The following is a 19794-nucleotide window of genomic DNA, read 5'->3' as shown; positions in this document are numbered from 1 at the left end:
AGCTTCAAAATGTCCTTTTCTGAGTGGATATACACGAACGGATTATAATGCATCGACTTTTTGAAGTTGATGGTGTTGAAGATTTTGATGCGGTAGCCTTTCTTCAAAAAGGCGTTGCCCACCTCCAAAACCGTGGTGCCTTTGGGGAGGACGTTGTCAAGATATTCAGAGGGAATATCTTCCGAATTTTTGCCTCAAAAATTGGCGGTTTTAACATCATCCAGCATCAAACGCTTCATTTTGTCCTCCAAAGTCTCTTTTGCGGTCTGGCTGAAATGAACACCTACTACATAGGTGGTGTTCTCAATCTTCACGCTGAAGATACCTGCGGGGCTTGCCTGCGGTGGTGTCATAGCCTGCTTTAATTCCTCCATGTCTGCATTTCTCCTTTCTCCATAAAAGCCCAAATAAAAAGAACCTGACTTCTTTCAAAGTCAGGTTCCTTAGAGTTCCATCTTCTGTTCTTTTTCTTTCTGGAATGTCGTGTCCTGTTTTGGGTCTTGCTTTCCGGCCTGGCGGAGCTGCTCTACCACCGAACGCTTACTCTCTACCTTGCCCAATGCTTCCGGTCCCAGAACCTGGCTGACCCAATAGCGGACTTCGTTCAGCGGCTTCAAATCTGCCTGCACCTGTTCCAGCTGTCGGGCAAAGGCTGAGTGATCCGATTGCAGTTTGCTGTACTCTGCCTCTAGGGCATCCAGATTCACATTCAGATCAACGTGCTGTGCTTTCAAATAGCGGTAGGCTTTGTTGTAGGCTTTCAGTTCCTCCTGGTGGCTTTCGGCAAATGCGGCCTGCCGCTTCTTCCAGCCGATTTTCAGATACTTGTCATGGATGGGCTTCTGTTCCTGGCAAACTGAAACGGCATTCTGAATCCCGACAATGTCCTTCATCCGCTTCTCGGCCTTTCGCATACCGGTACTGGCCTGGCTGGCTTTTTGTTTCACGCCGGACAGGACGGTGTTCAGCTGCTCCAGAGTCGAGATCTTATGCTGTTGGAGATAGACAACAGCCCTTGCCACATTCTTCAAGTCCTTCAGGTCGCCCTTCTGCTGCCCGGACCAGGACCAATCGCTTCGTCCTGCTTTTCTCTGGTTCAGATAATCATTGAGAAGCACCCCAAGGTCTGTGGCGACTGCTTCCTCTTTCAGCAGCTCTTTTTCAGCCTGGACCAGTTCTTCAATCCAGTCCAGCAGACCCCGAATGGTTTTACGAATAGCGGACAGCATCTGGTTGGCTGCCTTGATATCCCGGTTGAGATTTCCGATATTAGTCTGGATGCCTCGCCGCTCCATCTGCACCACCGCAGGTCCCATGTGGACGGTAGGGATCACATCCAGGCCCTGCCGCTCATAGGAGCGCAAGTCTAGCCGCTCTGGCCGATCTGCTGCTTCTAGATAGCGGTTGACGGTATCAGCCCAGCCTTGCCGCCAGATCTCCGCATACTTCTGGTCGTTCCAATCCACGGTATCCTCCTTGTGGCTTTTCCAGTTCCCCGACGGGAGCCGGATGCGTTCGCCGTTTTCATCCAGGTCGTACACCTTTCGGCTCTTGGGGAGCCACTTGCCTTGTTCGTCCATGGCACGAAGGGTCAGCATCACATGACAGTGAACATTGTGTCCGGGCGGGGCCGGATCATGAATGGCGAAGTCAGCAATCATCCCCTTGGAAACAAATTGCTTCTCGCAGTAGTCCCGGAGCATCTGCGGGTACTGCTCCGGAGGAACTTCTTTGGGCAGAGCCAGCACGAAGCGCCGGGCCAGCTGGGCATTCCATTGCTTTTCGGCGGCCTCTACCGAGTTCCAGAGGGTTTCCCGGTTAGCGTATTCCGGCGGAGCGTGAGCAGGCAGCATGATTTCCGTGTACAAGATGCCACGCTTGCCAGAGTAGTTTTTGGTTTTCTGGTCATACTCAGAAAACAGCTTCTCGCCGCTCTGGTAGGCGGCACCTGCCACCGCCGACTGGCCCATGCTGCGCTGGGTGATGGTAATTTGAAAATGCGGACATGGAATGGATATCACCTCCAAAACAAAAACCGCCCGTCAGGATTGCTCCTGACAAACGGTCTTGAATCATGTTCGGTTGTGCTCTCTGTCCAGGGATGGAGCGAAGTGCGCTTCGGCCCTGGGCGAGAGCTGTAAAAGGATAGCTGCGGAGCAGCGCAAGGAAAATGCAGTTTTCCTTGGGATGGAATCGGGATGGCGGACGGAACGCCAGACCGGTTTCATCAAGCCGTCTGCAAGACCGCAATTGCACCGGAACGGTGTATAATTGCGCCCTATTACAATAGGGTTGGAACGTTCCGGGCTTCTTGCAAATCGTGAATCATCTTTGCCAGGGCCAGCGCAACCTCCTGCTGACGAAATGAAAGTTTCAGCAGCTCCATTACCTGGTCATCGGTTAGCTCTCCGGGGCAGATTAGGAAGCTCTCCAGCATTCCCCCGCGGGTGCAGAGGCGATGAGTTCGGGCTTTGCGAGTCAACTCTGGTATCCGGTGCTCCAGCATTTTTTCCTGGTGCTGGTAGTAACGGAGCTTCTGTTCGGCCTGGGCCTTTTGGGATTTCATGCGGTCTAGTTTTTTGCTCATAAGTCTTCACCTTCTTTATTAAAGTCATAACTCCTGGTAAAATCGGGAGTTTGAGGGCCCTTCACCAACAGGCCTCTCAAGGGACACTGGAACTCCTTCTTGCGTCATTTGCACTGCAACCCGTATACAAAAATATCCACTTTTTCAAATGATAAAAATCTTCTTTTTTACTTTGCCCAATCATTTAATACGAAAGCTTTTTGCTCTTCTCAGCAGAGTTGTGTGTTTTGTATCTCTGAAACATAAAAAATAGATCTCCCGTTTAGAAGGAGCCTTCATTGCTCGTGTAAAATCCAAATTCTGTCCTCCTGCATCTGCTGAATTCTATTGATTTTGATCTTCATTCAATCTTAACGTAGATAGAAAATCTTTTATGATTTTATAGTGCTCCGCATGCTATGATTATAGCGATTTTCTATGGATCCGATCCACTGAGATTACAGGAGATGATGGATATGGAAAACACACCTCAAATGATGTCAGATTGCTTTCCCGGTCAGAAAAGCACAATTTTCCCCGGAAAACTGAAAATCTTTTTTGGATACGCCGCAGGTGTCGGCAAAACCTATGCGATGCTGCAAGCAGCGCACCAGGCCCAAAAAGAAGGGATTGATGTGGTAGCAGGCTACGTGGAGCACCATGCCAGACCAGACACCCTTGCTCTCTTGCAGGGGCTGGAAGTTTTGCCCTGCAGAGAAATCGACTATCGCGGCATCAAGCTCAAAGAATTTGATCTGGATCAGGCCCTTCAGCGCAAGCCCCAGCTCATTCTGGTAGATGAATTGGCTCACAACAATGCTCCAGGATGCCGGCACACAAAGCGGTATCAGGATGTGGAAGAACTGCTTCAGGCCGGAATCAATGTATACACCACCGTCAATGTGCAGCATTTGGAGTCCCTCAACGATTTAGTATCCTCCATCACAGGCATTGCGGTCCATGAACGCATCCCCGATCGTATCTTTGACCGGGCCAATCAGGTGGAACTGGTAGATATCGAGCCGGATGAGCTGGTGAAGCGTCTCCAGGCAGGAAAAGTATACCAGGAGCGCCAAGCAAAACAAGCGCTCCAAAACTTTTTCACCGTAGAAAACCTGGCTGCCCTGCGCGAGATTGCCATGCGGCGCACCGCGGACCAGCTCAACCGGACCGCATTGCAGGAAGGGAGAGAAAAAAGCGCCAAAGCCGGAGAACATATTTTGATTTGTCTGTCTTCTTCCCCATCCAATCCAAAAGTCATTCGAACCGCTGCACGGATGGCAGAAGCCTTCCACAGCGGATTCACAGCCCTATTTGTGCAGACGCCGGAGACCAAAGAGTTGTCCGGTGACAACTTGAAACGCCTGCGCAGCAATTTGCATCTGGCGGAGCAGCTGGGCGCCCAGATTTCCACCGTCTACGGAACCGACCCCGCTGTACAGATTGCGGAATATGCCCGCGTCAGCGGCGTGACCAAAATCGTGATGGGCCGCATCAACCACAAGCAAAACCCACTCATCGGAAAAAAGAGTCTGGCTGACCGGCTGATCGCACTGACTGATCTGGACATTTACATCATTCCGGATCACCAGCCACTCTATAAAAAACCGCTCGGAAAGTTCCACCTTCCTAAATCGCACTTTACGGGGAAAGACGCCTGCATCACATTGGCGGCTTTGATCCTATCCTCGATGGCCGGATTGGGATTTTACCACGCCGGTTTCAGTGAATCCAATATCATCACGGTTTACATTTTGGGGGTTCTCATTACGGCGGTGTCTACAGACGGTCACCTGTATGGAGCCGTAGAATCCCTTTTCAGTGTTGCCGCCTTCAACTTTCTTTTTACAGAGCCCCGTTTCACTTTCCGCGCCAATGACCCCAACTATCCCGTCACCTTTCTGACCATGCTTTCCGCTAGCATCATTGCCAGTTCTCTGGCCAGCCGAGTCAAAGCCCAGGCACGCATGGCTGCACAAAAAAGTTATTACACAGAACTTCTCCTGGAAAGCAGCCAAAAACTGCAGCAGGGACGCACCGAATGGGATTGCCTCCGTCTGACGGCAGAACAGCTGAGCCGGCTTTTTGATCGGCCCATCCTCTACGCCTTGAGCAAATCCGGACAAGATTTGTCGTTCCGGGCGGAGCCGTCCGATGCACAGGAAGTCCTGGCCCAGCTGGGTACCGAAGAAATGGGCGTGGCCAAGTGGGTACAAGCCAACAACAAGTATGCCGGCGCAACCACAAGTACGCTACCGGATTCCAAATGGTTTTTTCTCTCTGTCCGGGGGACGCAAGGGGTCATGGGAATTGTAGCAGTCCCCGTTGCAGGTTACTCCATACCGGACGCCTTTGAAAAAAACCTTCTTATTGCCATTCTAAACGAGTGCGGCCTGAGCCAGGAGCGCATCCGACTGCAGGAAGAGCGCGGCAAAGAGGTGCCATGACTCCAAAACAGCCGGAAAAATCCCCTTTTCCCCCGCCGCTTTCACAGGAAGCGGGATTGCTCCCATCCGGAGGGAAAGACAGGATCTTCATTTCTTCTTAATGCCGCGCCATCTTCCTTAACCCTGCCTTATGACCCGCTGCGCTATCCTAGGAGCGCAAAACAAATATTGGATGTTTTGCTGACTCATCCATGTTGAAAGGGGCACCGGAAATGATGGATTGCTTGATGATCGGAATCATACTGGCCGGTTTTGGCCTTGTCGTACTGCTGGCGAACTGGTGCCAGCGGCAGGTCGAATCCGAGGAATAAGAAAGTACAGGAGTTGAGATTTATGATTTTGCTTGGAGTCATTGTTTTGCTGCTGGGCGGATATCTGGTATACGCCCTGGCGCATCCGGATCGGTTTTAAGATCGAGGACACTGTATAGGAGGTTTTTGTATGGTACAGCTGGTCCTGACATGCATCATTTATTTGATCCTTGTTATTCCAGTGGGGCGGTATCTTTATCATATCGCCGCAGGAAAACACACCTTTGCCGACCCCGTTATGGATCGGGTCGACGGGGTCATTTACAAGCTGGGCGGCGTGGACCCTCAAAAGGGCATGAACTGGAAACAGTACGCCCTGGCCCTGCTGGGCACCAACGCGGTGATGATGGCTGTTGGCTATGTGATTCTCCGCATCCAGAGCATTCCCCTTCTGAATCCCAACGGGATTCAGGGCATGAAGTCGGACCTGGCCTTTAATACCATCATTAGTTTTATGACCAACACCAACCTGCAGCACTACTCCGGCGAAAGCGGCCTGAGCTACCTCTCCCAGATGCTGGTCATCATCTTTATGATGTTTGTTTCCGCAGCCAGCGGCTATGCCGCCTGTGTCGCGTTCATCCGCGGCCTGGCCGGCAAGACAAAAGATCATGTAGGCAACTTCTTTGCCGATCTGGTTCGCATCACCACCCGCGTGCTGCTGCCCTTCTCCCTGGTGGGCGGGCTGCTGCTGGTATGGCAGGGTGTGCCGCAGAATTTCTCGGAGAATGTCGTGGTGCAGACCCTGGAAGGCACGTATCAGGTTTTGGGGATGGGGCCGGTGGCGGCGCTTGAAATCATCAAGCACCTGGGCACCAACGGCGGCGGCTTCTTCGGCGCCAACTCCGCCACCCCCATGGAGAACCCCACCATCCTGTCCAACCTGATTGAACTGTATTCCATGATGCTGCTGCCCGGCGCCTGTGTCATCACCTTCGGCAAGATGGTGGGTGACGGACGTCTCCAGAATCAGAAGGACTCGACCCGGGAAAATATGCTGTCCGCCCATCCGGAAGGCATCACGGCCCGGCTGCTGGGCAAAGAAGGCCGCAGCATCTTTTTGGCCATGGGAATTTTGTTCCTGGTTGGCCTGAGCCTTTGCTACTGGGCTGAGCTGCAGGGCAACCCGGCTCTGGCGGAGATCGGCCTCAACCAGTCCGCAGGCAGCATGGAGGGCAAGGAAGTCCGCTTCGGCATCGCCCAATCCGCTCTGTTTACCACCGTAACAACATCCTTCACCACAGGCACCGTCAACAACATGCACGACACCCTGACGCCGTTGGGCGGAATGGTGCCGATGCTGCACATGATGCTCAACTGTGTCTTTGGCGGCAAGGGCGTGGGCCTCATGAACATGATTCTGTACGCCATCCTGGCGGTGTTCATCTGCGGGCTGATGGTGGGCCGCACCCCCGAATATCTGGGCAAGAAGATCGAGGGACGCGAAATGAAGCTGACGGCACTGGCCATCATCATCCATCCCCTGCTGATCCTGTCCTTTACTGCCCTGGCGGTGACGACATCCGCCGGGCAGGCCGGCGTTACCAATCCCGGTTTCCACGGCCTGAGCCAGGTGCTGTATGAATACGCCTCCTCTGCGGCGAACAACGGCTCCGGTTTTGAAGGGCTGGCGGACAACTCCTACTTCTGGAACATGACCACCGGCATCGTCATGTTCCTGGGGCGGTATCTGCCCATTGTGATTCAACTGGCCATCGCCGGCTCCCTGATGAAGAAAAACTATATCAACGAGTCTGCCGGCACACTGCAAACCAGCACGGCGAGCTTTGCAGTGATTCTTGTGTTCGTGGTGTATATCTTTGCCGCGTTGACCTTCTTCCCGGCGCTGGCTCTGGGCCCCATTGCCGAGCATTTGACCCTCTGGGGCTAAGGAGGATATTCGTAATATGAGCAAGAAACAAAACAAAAAGCTGCTGACCGGTGAAATCCTCAAACAGGCGTTCATCGGCTCGGTAAAAAAGCTGGACCCCCGGTATATGATTAAGAACCCGGTTATGTTCGTCGTGGAAACCGGCTTCTTCATTACACTGCTGCTGACAATCATGCCGGGGCTGTTCGGCGAAGGCGACACCGGCCTGCGTACTTACAACTTGATTGTTTCCATCATTCTGCTGATTACGGTACTGTTCGCCAACTTTGCAGAATCTGTAGCGGAGGGCCGGGGCAAAGCCCAGGCCGCCAGCCTGAAAAAGACCCAGAAGGACACCCAGGCTCACCTGCTGCGTCCGGACGGCAGCGAGACCCTGATTTCCTCCAGCGAGCTGAAAAAGGGCGACATCGTGATGGTATCGGCCGGAGAGGTCATTCCCGGCGACGGCGAGGTCATCGAGGGTATTGCCTCGGTGGATGAGTCGGCCATCACTGGAGAATCCGCCCCCGTCGTCCGTGAGAGCGGCGGCGACTTCTGCTCAGTGACCGGCGGCACCACGGTGGTGTCCGACTGGCTGAAAATCCAGATCACCTCCGATCCCGGCAACAGCTTTCTGGACCGCATGATCGCTCTGGTGGAAGGCGCCTCCCGGAAAAAGACCCCCAACGAAATCGCCCTGAGCACCCTTCTGGTCTCCTTGACCATCATTTTTCTGATTGTCATTGTCACCCTGTACCCCATCGGAATGTATTGCGGGGTTCAGCTGCCGCTGTCCACCCTGATCGCCCTGATGGTTTGTCTGATTCCCACCACCATCGGCGGCCTGCTGTCCGCCATCGGCATCGCCGGTATGGACCGCGTCACCCGGTTCAATGTGATCGCCATGTCCGGCAAGGCCGTGGAGGCCTGTGGCGACGTGGACACCATGATTCTGGACAAAACGGGCACCATCACCTTTGGCAACCGTCTGGCTGCCGACTTCTTCCCCGTGGAGGGGGCAAGCCGCAGCGAGCTGATTCGCTGTGCAGCTCTGACCAGTCTTCACGACGAGACCCCCGAGGGAAAATCCACGCTGGAACTGGCTCGCCGTCTGGGAGACAACAGCCAGGAGATTCCCGGTTCTTCCTTTGTAGAGTTCACCGCCCAGACCCGCATGAGCGGCGTGGACCTGCCCGACGGCACCCGGGTCCGCAAGGGCGCTTCGGACGCCATCGAGCAGTATATTACGGCGCAGGGCGGAAAAGTCCCTGCTGACCTGCGCACCCATGTAGAGAAAGTTTCTTCTCTGGGCGGCACGCCCCTGGTCGTGTGCCAGAACAACCAGATTCTGGGCGTTATTTACCTGAAAGACACCGTCAAGCCCGGCATGGCAGAGCGTTTTGAGCGTCTGCGCGCCATCGGCATCAAAACCATCATGTGCACCGGCGACAATCCCCTGACCGCAGCCACCATTGCAAAGGAAGCCGGGGTGGACGGTTTTATTGCCGAGTGCAAGCCCGAGGACAAGATTCGCGTCATCAAAAAAGAGCAGGCCGAGGGAAAAATCGTTGCCATGACCGGCGACGGCACCAACGACGCCCCCGCCCTTGCCCAGGCCAATGTGGGTCTGGCCATGAACTCCGGCACCACCGCAGCCAAGGAAGCCGCCAACATGGTGGATCTGGACTCTGACCCCACCAAAATTCTGGAAGTGGTGGAGATCGGCAAGCAGCTGCTCATCACCCGCGGCTCCCTCACCACCTTCTCCATTGCGAACGATATTGCAAAGTATTTTGCAATCATTCCGGCCATGTTTATGGCGGCGATTCCCCAGCTGGGTGTCCTGAACATCATGCACCTGAGCACCCAGAACAGCGCTATCCTGTCGGCCCTGATTTTCAACGCAATCATCATTCCCTGCCTGATTCCTCTGGCCATGAAGGGCGTCAAGTACCGCCCCATGTCTTCCGGCAAAATGCTGGCCCGGAACATGATGATCTACGGTCTGGGCGGTGTGGTCACCCCCTTTGTCGGCATCAAAATCATCGACACTCTGATTGCCCCGATTCTGGCCGCACTGCATATCTGAGGAGGCTCCTTACGATGGACGAAGTAACCTATAAGAATACCTTTTTTCACAGCCTGCGTCAGTCTTTGGTGATGGCACTGATCCTGCTGCTGCTCTGCGGCTTTGTGTTTCCGGTCCTGCTCAGCGGGATTTCTGCGGTTCTCTTTCCCAGTCAGGCCAATGGCAGTCTGGTCTATTCCTACGGCCAGGCGGTGGGGTCCGCCCATGTGGGCCAGGAGTTCACCAAGCCCTATTTCATGAAGGGGCGCCCTTCCGCTTACCACTACAACACCTACTACCAGGACGAACAGGGCAACCGGTACTACAGTGACGGCACCCCGTTCGCCGGGATTGGTTCCGGTTCCAACAACTACGCGCCCTCCAATCCTGCTCTGACCCAGCGGGTCGAAGCAGACATCGAGGCTTTTCTGGAGGCAAACCCGGAGGTTAAACGGGAGGATATCCCTGCCGATCTGGTAACCGCTTCTGGCTCCGGGCTGGACCCGCATATCACCCCTGCATCGGCCCGGATTCAAATTCCTGCCCTGGCAGCCGCTTCCGGCCTCAGCCAGGAGGAACTTGAGCAGATTGTGGAGAACAACACAGAGGGAAAACTGCTTGGTATTTTTGGCGAAGAGACCGTCAACGTTCTGGGTGTCAACCTGGACATTGCCAAAGCAATGGGCCTTGCGTAATTCCCCTCCCCTGCGGATTTTCCGGCATAGCGCACATACCATTTTCTTTGATGCAAAAAGGTCACCGGCTCTCCTGTACATCAGGCGGGCCGGCGGCCTTTTATTTGGTTTTAATCCCATCCCGACAATCTTTTCTCCAGTTTTAGTCCCTGTGCGCTATGATAGAGCCGTAAGGAGGAGATCGATATGTTCACACGTATAAAATGCATCTCTTGTTGTGAAAGCCGGATAGACGCCCGGATTGAAAATTTCCTGCTCTGTCACCAGGGGTTTAAGCTGTTCCTGATTTATATTGGACTGCCCCTTTTCACGATGGCCGCGGTTTGTGTATGCACCACCGCTGTTGCCCTGTCCCTGGCGTTCCTGTTCGGCTGGATGTGAATGGTTTCATAAAGTGTTTGACCAAAAAATGGATTTTGTGAGCTCTTACCTACAGTTGTTGTACAGAAAAAGCCACCAATACTCAAAGCGACTTCAAACAAGCAGGAGTTCTCTGTCTTAATGTCATCTTAATGTCTGTCTTAACAGATTAACGCCTCCTTTAGATGAGAAATGGATAATGACGTTGTTGAAAGACTCTCGAAAGATGATGAGCCATCAAGGATGCGGCAGTCGGAACGAAAGGTATTTCATGAGAGGGCGGCGGAGCATCTGTGCCATTTACTGAATCGATTCGTCAACTTTGCAGGCAATCATCTAAAAGTATGTTATAATACACTGGAATGAAAGGAGGACAAGGTGATGCATGCTCCCGCATTATCCGATCAAGTTGCAAGAAAGGCGCCCGGCAAACTGACTATTTTTGCCAGCTATTTTTGCGGCGCCGGAAAAAGACATGCCATGTTGGAAGCCGCCAGAGCGGCCAAGCGGGAAGGGCAGGACGTGGTGATTGGACTGTTATCCTTTGATGCATGGCCGTCTGACCCGCCGCTGGCCGAAGATTTTGAGACAGTACACTGCAAAACGGTTGCACAGGATGGGCACACAGAATCCGAACTGGATTTGGACGCCTGCATCAAAAGGCTGCCGCAGCTGATTGTGATTGACGATCTTTCCCACACCAACCTGGGCGAATCCCGCCACCGGAAACGTTATCAGGATATAGAAGAATTGCTGAAAGCGGGCATCGACGTCTATACGACGCTGGATGTGCAGCACATTGAAAGCCTCCAGGATACGGTTTTGTCTATTCTGGGCGCTTCCATATCCGAGCGAATCCCCGACCGGGTGTTTGATCGGGCGGCGCGGGTAGAATTTGTTGACATCGAACCAGAGCAGCTCCAGCAGCGCCTGTTGCAGCAGAAAAAGGTCGGCCTGCTTTCCGGCTATTCCCTCGCACAGCTGAGCGCCCTGAGGGAAATTGGTCTGCGCCGCTGCGCAGATCGGGTGGCCCTGTATACCCAGTCCGGGCAAAATGGGACAGGCTATCGCTCCCACGAACATATTCTGGTATGCCTTTCTTCTTCTCCCTCCAATGAAAAAATCATCCGTACTGCCGCGCGTATGGCCAGCGCATTCAAATGTGAGTTAACCGCACTGTTTGTGGAAACGAAAGACTTCCAATGGATGTCTCCGCCGGATAAAGAGCGCCTTCGGGCCAATATCCATCTGGCACAGCAGCTGGGCGCATCCGTCGAAACCGTATATGGCGACGATGTAGCCTATCAGATTTCCGAATTTTCCCATTTGTCCGGGGTCACAAAAATCGTGCTGGGCCGCAGTGGATTTCCTTCCCGCCCCTGGTTTCACAAGGCATCTCTGACCGACCGACTGATTGATCTCACGCCGGAGCTGGATATTCACATCATTCCCGACAACGGAATGAACCATTTGCTCTCCACTCGATACCGGGAGACTGTGCATCTGCCGTCCTTGTCTCTTCTGGATCTGTTTAAGAGCGCGGTAATCCTTGTTTCCACCACTCTCATCGGCTTTCTGTTTTATGAGCTGGGCTTCACAGATGCCAATATCATTGCCCTCTATCTTTTGGGGGTCTTGCTTGTTTCCGTGTCCACAAAGAGTTCCATCTGCAGCTTTTTTGCCGCTGTTTTCAGCGTGCTCACCTTTAATTTCTGTTTCACAAACCCCAGATTTTCTCTGCATGTCTATGGGAGCGGCTACCCGGTCACCTTTCTCGTCATGTTCCTTGTTTCCCTGTTGACCGGATCTCTAGCCTCCAAGCTGAAGTCCCACGCCAAACGGTCGGCCCAGGTGGCATGGCGCACCAAACTTCTCTTTGAAACCAATCAGACACTTCAAAAAGCCCGAACGCAGGAAGAAATTCTTTCAGTCACCGCAAAGCAGCTGCTAAAGATGTTTCAGCGCGATATTATCGTATACCGCATCCAGCAGGAAAAGCTCACAGCCTCTGAAATCTTTCTTATGGATGACACAGCTTCCACCGATCGTTATACCTCGGAAAAGGAGCGTGAGGTAGCCCAGTGGGTTGTAACCAACAACAAAAGAGCCGGCGCGGGAACGGAAACTTTTTCTGATTCCTGCTGCACCTATCTGTCCGTTCGGAAAGGAGACCAGGTCTACGCCGTGGTGGGCATTGCCACATCGGACAATCCTCTGGATTCCTTTGAGACCAGTGTTCTACTTTCCGTTCTAGGCGAATGCGCCCTGGCTCTTGAAAGCCAAAAGAACCTGGAGGAAAAAGAAGCTGCTGCGGTTCTGGCCAAAAATGAACAGCTCCGCGCCAATTTGCTTCGATCTATTTCTCACGATCTGCGTACCCCTCTTACTTCCATTTCCGGAAACGCCAGCAACCTACTCTCCAACGGAGATTTGTTTGACGACAAGACCAAGAAGCAAATGTATACTGACATCTACGATGATGCCATGTGGCTCATCAACCTGGTGGAAAATCTTCTGTCGGTCAGCCGGCTGGAAGAAGGCCGGATGAATCTGCACATGTCAACGGAGTTGGTGGACGAGGTCGTAGCAGAAGCGCTGCGCCACATCAACCGGAAAAGTGTGGAATATCACCTGCATGTGCAAAACAGTGACGAATACCTTCTGGCGCAGATCGACGCCAAGCTGATTGTTCAGGTTCTGATCAACATCATCGACAATGCCATCAAGTATACGCCCCCGGGATCTGACATCACTATCGAGTGGAACCGCAAGGGGGACTTTATTTATATTTCAGTGGCGGACAACGGGCCGGGCATTCCCGACCAGGCCAAACCGCACGTTTTTGAGATGTTTTATACTGTATCCAACCAAATTGTTGACAGCCGCCGCAGCATGGGACTGGGTCTGGCACTGTGCAAATCCATCGTCAATGCGCATGGAGGAGAAATCACCGTGACCGATCATCTGCCCCATGGATCTGTCTTTACATTTTCTGTACCAGCCGGGGAGGTTGAATTACATGAATAAACCTTTGATTTTGGTGGTCGAGGACGACATTCCCGTTCGCAACCTGATAACCACAACTTTAAAAGCTCACGATTACCGCTTTTTGACTGCAGCAAACGGAGAGTCCGCGGTGCTGGAGGCTTCCTCCCACAACCCGGAAATCATCCTGCTGGATCTGGGACTGCCGGATGTGGATGGTGTGGAAGTGATCCACAAAGTTCGTTCCTGGTCCAATGTCCCAATTATTGTCATCAGCGCCCGGAGCGAGGATACAGATAAAATCGAAGCCCTGGACGCTGGTGCCGATGATTACCTGACCAAACCCTTTTCTGTAGAAGAACTGCTTGCAAGGCTCCGGGTCATTCAGCGGCGGCTGACCGCATTGCAGGCCGGCTCGACCAATATAGATTCTGTCTTTACCAATGGCAAGTTAAAGGTAGATTATGCAGCAGGCTGTGCTTTTCTGGACGGGCAGGAGCTTCACTTGACTCCCAGTGAATACAAGCTGCTCTGTCTGTTATGCAAAAACGTAGGAAAAGTACTGACTCACACGTATATCACACAGCAGATCTGGGGAAGAAGCTGGGAAAATGATGTAGCTTCATTGCGTGTATTTATGGCCACTCTACGCAAAAAGTTGGAAAAAGAGCCGGGTTCTCCCCAATATATCCAAACACACATTGGCGTTGGATATCGCATGATGAAAGTGGATTCTTGAGAAGGCACATCGGTAAAAGCTTTTTTGCCTTTCGGGTGGTCCAGTTTCTCCCTCAGATCTCAACTTTTTTATAAATGAAACAGCGGCAGGATCGTCCAACCGGACGCCTGCCGCTGTTTCATTTGTCATTGATCTTCTTGACCTGCTCCACCGCTTCCTGCTGCACCAGCAGCCCCGCCGAGAAGCCAACCTTGAAGTGGCGCTCGTTCTCCTCGCACTGGGCGATGGAAGCCTGATCCTGGAGTTCTTCTACTAAATCGTAATCTTCTTTGCTCAATTTTTCGGTCAGCCGGTCCATAATCTTCTCGCAGGCTTTCAGTGCGTTCCGGTATTTTTCAGACTTCGGTACAACGGTTTCGCTGGGATAAAAGTTCCCGTTATAAATCGCTTCCAGAATCATCGTACTGCCCTCCTTTAACAATAGATCATCTCAGTCTGGATAATCTCCTCGGCCCGGCTGCGGATGGAGTTCATGGCCTGCATCCAGCGTACCGGATCGGCTGCTTTCAGTTCCTCAGTGATGCCCTCGGCCTGGGCCATCTGCTGGACAATCAGGCGGCACCGTTCGGCGGCCTGTTCATCCAGGTCAGCCAGAATGGTATACAGTTTCCCGGACAGAAGCAGCGCTTGATAAAGGAGAGGACGGTAATTTTTCAGGTATTCTTTATGTAATCGGCCCCAGCGGCCGATGGGGCGCCTATCTTCCGGCAGCCTCAGCGCCGGGAGATAATAATGGTCCGTCAGGACATAATCCAGATGGTTCCTGTTGTCATGGACTTTCGGTTCGAGCTTCATGCTGAAATCGCCTCCTGTTGTTCTTTCTTTTTGTGGTAGTCCTCCCTGCGCTTGGCAAGGTGGGCTTCGTATCGTTTGACGGCCTCCGGGTCTCCGGCTTCTGCGGCTGCTTTCATCTTCTGGTAGCTTCTCACAGAGGCCTCGCTCTGGTACTTTCTGTGTTCTGCCAGCTGCCGGGCGGCTTCGGGGTCTGTCTTGGCCCGTTCCACCAGGGCATCGTGTTCGGCCTTGCGTTTGGCTGTCCTGGTGCGTTCATATTCGGCCTTGCGCTCTGCAATCATGGCGGCATACGCTGGGTCTGCTGCCATCCGGGCTTCTTCCCGTTCCTTTTTCCGCTGCCGGGCTTCGGCCTCTCTAGCCTTTAAAGCGGTCCACTTTGCAGCGGCTTCCGGGTCGGTCTTGGCCTTTTCTTTGAGTTCTGCCCGTGTCAGCTTAGCCCGCTGGGCAGACCGCTCTGACCGCTTGCGTTCTTTTTCCAGAAGCCTTTCCTGTTTGAGCCGCTCCTTTTCATCCAGCTGCCGCAGATACTCCGGGTCGGCTGCTCTGGCTTGCTGTACTTGCTGGCGGTATCTGTGGTTGCGCTCCCGCTGTTTGCGGAGATGTTCCTCGTACTTGGCCACTGCTTCAGGGTCCCCGGCTTTCGCTGCCTCCCGCAGGGCTTTCAGCTTCTGCTGCTGGCGTTCGCTGGCTCGCTTGCCCTTTTCCTGTTTCTTGCGAAGCTGTTCTGCATCAATGGCAGCGATTCGATCTTCCTCCGAGACGGTTTCACAGGGCGGGTAGTAGCTGCCAATGAAGTTGAAGTAAATGTCAATGTTCTGCTTGCGGTAGATGGTGCGGCCCCCGGTGGCTTCATGTACCTCGACCCGGTCAATAAAAGAATAGAGCATGGCGTCCGTCAGCTCATGACAGTCTCGGTACTTTTTGACCAGGGCCAGAAACCGCTCGGTATCTGCCTTCTTGATTACCTCCTGCTGAATCTGGGTTTCCAGTTCCTGCATCCGGCGTTCCAGAAGGATTTGTTCTTCATCGTACTGCTGGATCATCCGCTGGGCCTGCCGCTCCGGCAGTAGGCCCTTTATGGAACTCTCGTACAGATTCTGAATCATGGCGTCCAGTTCATCTACCCGTTTTCTGGCTTCTTCCAGCTCGTGCTGGCCGGTATCCTCACTCTTGGTCTTGCTCTCGTCCCAGATGCTCTTGAGATCGGCTACAAACTCCGCCTCGTTTTCCAGAGCATACCGGCTGACAGCCTGAATTGCTTTCAGGATCACCGTTTCCAGAACCGAAGCTCGGACAAAATGGGAGGCACATTGGTTGGTGGTGCTGCGGTAGTTCCCACACTGGAAGGCGGAGGAGGAATCGTAGTGCTTTCCATCCCGGCCTCCGTCTGAACCACAGAAACCCATTCTTGCCCCACAATCTGCGCAGTAGATCAAGCCAGACAGACGGTGGGTGTAGGTCCCGTTGGCTGCTTTGGGCCGTTTCCGTACCCGCAGTTTGTGGGCAATGTCCCAGGTATCCTGATCCACAATGGCCTCATGGGTATTGGGAAAGATCATCAGCTCGTCGGCGGTAGCGGCCCGGCGCTGCTTGGTCTTGAAGTTCTCGCAGATGGACTTGCCCAGCACTGTATGCCCCAGGTATTCCTGCCGGTCCAGGATGTAGCCCACGGTGGTGGCTGTCCAATGGTAGGGGTCTGCCATTTCGCCGTGTCTGCAATTCTCAGGGAAGTATTTGGCGGCATAAGCAGATGGAATCAGAACCTTCTCCGCTGACAGCTGCGCGGCAATGGTTGTCGTTCCCAATCCCTGGCAGGCCAGGCGATAAATCTTTCGGACAACCTCGGCGGCCGGTTCATCCACAAGAAGCAGCTGCTTGTCCTCTTTAGTCCTCTTGTAACCGTAAGGGATAGAGCCGCTGCACCGCATTCCTTTCTTCATCCGGGCCTTGAACACTGCCTTGATCTTGTTGCTGGTGTCCTTGGCGTACCACTCGTTCATGATGTTAAGGAACGGGGTGTAGTCATTGTCAGAGGGCTTCGCACTGTCCACGCTGTTGTTGATGGCGATGAAGCGGACACCCTTCTTGGGGAAAACGACCTCGGTATAGTAGCCCACCTGCAGGTAGTTCCGTCCGAACCGGCTCAGGTCTTTGACAATCAGGGTTGCCACATGGCCCGCCTCAATCTCGCTCAAAAGGGCGTTGAAGCCGGGGCGGTTGAAGTTGGTGCCGGTATAGCCATCGTCCCAAAAGTGGCGGATATTCCGCAGTCCATGCTGCCGGGCGTACTCCTCCAGGTACATCTTCTGGTTCTGGATGCTGTTGGATTCACCCACCTGCTCGTCATCCCGGGATAGTCTTTCATATAGAGCGGTAATCTTGATATCTTCGCTTCTGGCCACGGTTTTCACCTCCTTTCCTTGTTGGCTTTTCTTTGTGTGACGTTCCTTTTCTCTATCCCACCCAAGTATAGCCCTTTGGGTCGGTAAGAACATAGGAACTATGCATTTGCAGGAGATTGGGCTTGATCCAAAATCTCGTTTTGCCGCTGCCGGAACCGCCTACGATCAGGACGTTTTTATTCCGGGCTGTCTTGGGGGCTTTGGGGCGGCTGGACATGGTAAGACGTTCGGTCTGGGTCAGGATGATGTTGTCCTCAAACTTGGGGGCCACATACGGCTCGATGTCTTTGGCGTTGCCCCAACGGGCCGAGCCGTACTCGCTGCCGTGGCGGTACTTCTTGGCGTTTTTGCCTTTGAGATACACCGCCAGCCGCAGCCCCGCGCCGCAGCACAGGCCAACAATCAAATCCAGCGGGTGGAAGCTGGGCACGATACGGCCCAACGCATCCGGCAGAACGGTCATCAGAGACTGCATCTTTTCAGAAAAGTCAGTCCCGACGGCCAGCCGCCAGGCCAGGCCCAGATTGGTAGCATAAAGGCCCATCAGGACATAGGGCAGGTTCAGGAGCACAAGGCGTTTGGTGTTTCGGTTCATCGGCCGGCACGCTCCTGTTTCTTTTCCCGCATCTTGCCAGGCACCAGCTCAGCAGCCAGGGCCTTGAACTGTTGCAGGCGCTCCAGAACACTGGGGCGTTTTTCTTTCTGGACCAGCTTGGCGGAGTAATCCTTGAAGGCGGCAGTCAGGGTATCGGCATCCCGCGCCTTGAAGAAAACCAGATACCGCGGCGGATCGTCATGGTTTTTGGTAATGGCGTAGTCCACACCGTACTTGTCCAAAATCCGCTTGAAATCCCGGATGCCGGTTTTCTCGATTTCAATGTTGGTGGCCCCCTGGTCCTGCCGCAGCAGCTGCTTGACGCTTTGCTTGCCCACCGGTTTGCCGTGCACCTTGCCCGCCCGCCATTGCAAGAACTTACGGGCTGCCGCCAGGATCGTCCGGCCCGTCAGCTTGGTGGTGCTGATGGCGAAGTTGATCGTTCTGTTCTCCACATCTTCCTGCATGGGTTTCACCGTCCTTTCCAGCCTGCATCAGAGCTGCGATGAAAAAGCCGAACCAGGCGCCCGCCGCAAAAAATACTGCGCTCGTCCACATGGTCAGTCCAGCCGGATGGCGATAAAGCTCTCACCACCCTGCATCAGGATGACGCTGTGCTCCTCCAGGAACTCGGCCAGCTGATACAAGTCCGTCACCTGAAGGGAGACGGTGTAGCCGTCCCGGTCGATGCGGAAAAAGACCATGGGGCCGACGAGATAGGATTCCTCTCCAATGTCCATGACCTGTTCCGGGCAGTAGCTCATCAGGATGGGCAGGCCGGGAATGCCGTACAGCAAATCGGCCTCGTCGAAACAAGGGAGGTAGTCAGAAGCGTCCTCCAGTCGGATGACCGAGAGAGGCATCTCGGGGCCAGCCGTTGCCAGATAGAGGGGGCGCTCCGACACGGGCGTGCTGCTGTCTGCCAGCAGGCTGTTCAGGATGGTCTCGATGGCGCAGACCTTCTCATAGGTCTGCTGTGCGAGGGTGGGTTTCGTTTTGTTCATAGGCGATTCCTCCAAATTTGTTCTTTGTGTTTTGTGACTTATGCCAGCAGGTCAGCGTTCCTGGCTGCGCTGGCGCTTTTTCTGCCACTGCTCCAGCAGTTTGATGATGGTGTCCTGCATTTGCTTGGGCGTGTAGGATTTGGGGAAGTATTTCTGCAACACCTCGTTTTTGATGGTCACACGGTCCATTTCGGCCTTCTTTTCCTCGCCCATGATGTCGAAGATGGCGTCGTAGGTGCATTTGCCCTCCTGGCTCAGCTTCTTGATCCGCTGGGCCTGGGAAAGGGAGGGCGCGTTTTGGGTATCCTGCATGGCCTCCAAAAAATCCCGCTGTTCAGTAGCCGTCAAATAGGACAGCTCCACAGCGGGATTGAAGGAGATTTTCTTTTGGTCCACCAGGTCCAGCAGTTCCGGGATGAGGTTGGTGAGGCGGATGAAGCGTTGGACGTTGCGAGCACTATCACCCGCTTCAGCCGCAATCAGGTCACGAGACTTGTGGCCAACTTGGCCACAAGTTAAATCGCCTCTAACTCCCTGATGATTCATTGCTTCCAGCTTCATTTTGTAGGCGAAAGCCCTCTCGCTGGGCAGAATGTGTTCCCGCTGCAAATTGCTGTCCACCATCCTGATTACAGCTTCCTCGTCACTCATGTTGCGCACAATCACCGGCAGAGTGGTCAGCCCTGCCAGTTCTGCCGCGTGCTGGCGGCGGTGCCCCGATATGATCTCGTAACCTCCTTCCGGTCGGGGCCGGGCAATGAGTGGGGCCAGCACGCCAAACTGTGCTACACTCTCCACCGTCCGCTGCATGGCCTCATCGTCCAACACCTTGAACGGATGGTTTTTGAAGGGATGCAGGTCCGTAATGGGGATTTGCTGGATCTGCTCGCGGTTGGGTTCCGTTGAGATAACTTCGCTTTTTTGCTCTGAAATGATTCATCACCTCCAACAGAAAAG

General features: G+C 53.8%; 16 protein-coding genes and 1 pseudogene. 7 read left to right on the top strand and 10 right to left on the bottom strand.

Going from position 1 to position 19794, the window contains the following annotated elements:
- Window positions 1-194: 194 nt before the first annotated feature.
- From B5G12_RS12950 to B5G12_RS12940, 3 genes are all read right to left on the bottom strand, one after another.
- Window positions 195-374 (bottom strand): transposon-encoded TnpW family protein, encoded by a 180-nt coding sequence (locus tag B5G12_RS12950; RefSeq protein WP_522731447.1) that lies wholly within the window; start codon window positions 372-374, stop codon window positions 195-197.
- A 69-nt stretch (window positions 375-443) separates the two neighbouring features.
- Window positions 444-2012 (bottom strand): MobQ family relaxase, encoded by a 1569-nt coding sequence (mobQ, locus tag B5G12_RS12945; protein WP_087325322.1) that lies wholly within the window; start codon window positions 2010-2012, stop codon window positions 444-446.
- Window positions 2013-2281: 269 nt separating this feature from the next.
- On the bottom strand, window positions 2282-2587 hold the full coding sequence (locus B5G12_RS12940) for a DUF3847 domain-containing protein (RefSeq protein ID WP_087325320.1): 306 nt from the start codon (window positions 2585-2587) through the stop codon (window positions 2282-2284).
- A 455-nt stretch (window positions 2588-3042) separates the two neighbouring features.
- On the opposite strand from B5G12_RS12940, the gene B5G12_RS12935 reads away from it, so the two are divergent.
- The 7 genes from B5G12_RS12935 (at window position 3043) to B5G12_RS12900 (ending at window position 14041) form a co-directional block, all read left to right on the top strand.
- The gene (locus B5G12_RS12935) at window positions 3043-5013 is read left to right on the top strand and encodes a DUF4118 domain-containing protein (protein WP_242956042.1); all 1971 of its coding nucleotides are present in this window, start codon (window positions 3043-3045) and stop codon (window positions 5011-5013) included.
- Window positions 5014-5346: 333 nt separating this feature from the next.
- Window positions 5347-5424 carry a K(+)-transporting ATPase subunit F gene (gene kdpF, locus B5G12_RS15260; protein ID WP_522731448.1) on the top strand — a complete coding sequence of 26 codons (78 nt, stop codon included), beginning with the start codon at window positions 5347-5349 and terminating at the stop codon, window positions 5422-5424.
- Between the two features lie 30 nt (window positions 5425-5454).
- Window positions 5455-7215 (top strand): potassium-transporting ATPase subunit KdpA, encoded by a 1761-nt coding sequence (locus B5G12_RS12925; RefSeq protein WP_087325314.1) that lies wholly within the window; start codon window positions 5455-5457, stop codon window positions 7213-7215.
- A gap of 16 nt (window positions 7216-7231) precedes the next feature.
- Window positions 7232-9283: a potassium-transporting ATPase subunit KdpB gene (gene kdpB, locus B5G12_RS12920; RefSeq protein WP_087325313.1), complete on the top strand. Its 2052-nt coding sequence runs from the start codon at window positions 7232-7234 to the stop codon at window positions 9281-9283.
- A gap of 14 nt (window positions 9284-9297) precedes the next feature.
- Complete coding sequence (gene kdpC, locus B5G12_RS12915) at window positions 9298-9957, top strand: potassium-transporting ATPase subunit KdpC (RefSeq protein WP_087325311.1); 660 nt, start codon at window positions 9298-9300, stop codon at window positions 9955-9957.
- 741 nt (window positions 9958-10698) lie between these two features.
- Window positions 10699-13344, top strand: coding sequence for an ATP-binding protein (locus B5G12_RS12905; RefSeq protein WP_087325307.1), 2646 nt, complete (start codon window positions 10699-10701; stop codon window positions 13342-13344).
- Complete coding sequence (locus B5G12_RS12900; protein ID WP_087325305.1) at window positions 13337-14041, top strand: response regulator; 705 nt, start codon at window positions 13337-13339, stop codon at window positions 14039-14041. The genes B5G12_RS12905 and B5G12_RS12900 overlap by 8 nt, the downstream gene beginning before the upstream one ends.
- 118 nt (window positions 14042-14159) lie before the next feature.
- Here the strand turns inward: B5G12_RS12900 and B5G12_RS12895 are convergent, their stop codons facing one another.
- The 7 genes and pseudogenes from B5G12_RS12895 to B5G12_RS12865 all read right to left on the bottom strand — a co-directional run bounded on the left by B5G12_RS12895 (window position 14160) and on the right by B5G12_RS12865 (window position 19773).
- On the bottom strand, window positions 14160-14441 hold the full coding sequence (locus B5G12_RS12895; RefSeq protein WP_087325303.1) for a DUF6809 family protein: 282 nt from the start codon (window positions 14439-14441) through the stop codon (window positions 14160-14162).
- A gap of 14 nt (window positions 14442-14455) precedes the next feature.
- Entirely contained in the window at window positions 14456-14836 is a 381-nt protein-coding gene (locus B5G12_RS12890) for a TnpV protein (protein ID WP_087325301.1), read from the bottom strand.
- On the bottom strand, window positions 14833-17238 hold the full coding sequence (locus B5G12_RS12885; protein WP_087325299.1) for a recombinase family protein: 2406 nt from the start codon (window positions 17236-17238) through the stop codon (window positions 14833-14835). The genes B5G12_RS12890 and B5G12_RS12885 overlap by 4 nt, the downstream gene beginning before the upstream one ends.
- Window positions 17239-17308: 70 nt before the next feature.
- A pseudogene (locus B5G12_RS12880) lies at window positions 17309-17833 on the bottom strand (type IV secretory system conjugative DNA transfer family protein); the annotation flags it as partial.
- Window positions 17830-18300 carry a PcfB family protein gene (locus B5G12_RS12875; protein WP_087325296.1) on the bottom strand — a complete coding sequence of 157 codons (471 nt, stop codon included), beginning with the start codon at window positions 18298-18300 and terminating at the stop codon, window positions 17830-17832. The pseudogene B5G12_RS12880 and the gene B5G12_RS12875, both read right to left, overlap by 4 nt.
- A gap of 93 nt (window positions 18301-18393) precedes the next feature.
- Complete coding sequence (locus tag B5G12_RS12870) at window positions 18394-18837, bottom strand: hypothetical protein (RefSeq protein WP_087325294.1); 444 nt, start codon at window positions 18835-18837, stop codon at window positions 18394-18396.
- Between the two features lie 51 nt (window positions 18838-18888).
- Entirely contained in the window at window positions 18889-19773 is an 885-nt protein-coding gene (locus B5G12_RS12865; RefSeq protein WP_087325292.1) for a ParB/RepB/Spo0J family partition protein, read from the bottom strand.
- Between the last annotated feature and the right edge of the window lie 21 nt (window positions 19774-19794).

Source organism: Faecalibacterium sp. An58 (assembly GCF_002161515.1).
Lineage (GTDB): Bacteria > Bacillota > Clostridia > Oscillospirales > Ruminococcaceae > Faecalibacterium > Faecalibacterium avium.
Note: the sequence above shows the minus strand (reverse complement) of the source record. Positions and strands in the feature narration are given on the sequence as shown.

Coding starts and splice junctions, on each gene's coding strand:
- B5G12_RS12950 (WP_522731447.1), bottom strand. CDS start 374: ATGGAGGAATTAAAGCAGGCTATGACACCACCGCAGGCAAGCCCCGCA.
- B5G12_RS12940 (WP_087325320.1), bottom strand. CDS start 2,587: ATGAGCAAAAAACTAGACCGCATGAAATCCCAAAAGGCCCAGGCCGAA.
- B5G12_RS12935 (WP_242956042.1), top strand. CDS start 3,043: ATGGAAAACACACCTCAAATGATGTCAGATTGCTTTCCCGGTCAGAAA.
- kdpF (WP_522731448.1), top strand. CDS start 5,347: ATGATTTTGCTTGGAGTCATTGTTTTGCTGCTGGGCGGATATCTGGTA.
- B5G12_RS12925 (WP_087325314.1), top strand. CDS start 5,455: ATGGTACAGCTGGTCCTGACATGCATCATTTATTTGATCCTTGTTATT.
- kdpB (WP_087325313.1), top strand. CDS start 7,232: ATGAGCAAGAAACAAAACAAAAAGCTGCTGACCGGTGAAATCCTCAAA.
- kdpC (WP_087325311.1), top strand. CDS start 9,298: ATGGACGAAGTAACCTATAAGAATACCTTTTTTCACAGCCTGCGTCAG.
- B5G12_RS12905 (WP_087325307.1), top strand. CDS start 10,699: ATGCATGCTCCCGCATTATCCGATCAAGTTGCAAGAAAGGCGCCCGGC.
- B5G12_RS12900 (WP_087325305.1), top strand. CDS start 13,337: ATGAATAAACCTTTGATTTTGGTGGTCGAGGACGACATTCCCGTTCGC.
- B5G12_RS12895 (WP_087325303.1), bottom strand. CDS start 14,441: ATGATTCTGGAAGCGATTTATAACGGGAACTTTTATCCCAGCGAAACC.
- B5G12_RS12890 (WP_087325301.1), bottom strand. CDS start 14,836: ATGAAGCTCGAACCGAAAGTCCATGACAACAGGAACCATCTGGATTAT.
- B5G12_RS12875 (WP_087325296.1), bottom strand. CDS start 18,300: ATGCAGGAAGATGTGGAGAACAGAACGATCAACTTCGCCATCAGCACC.
- B5G12_RS12870 (WP_087325294.1), bottom strand. CDS start 18,837: ATGAACAAAACGAAACCCACCCTCGCACAGCAGACCTATGAGAAGGTC.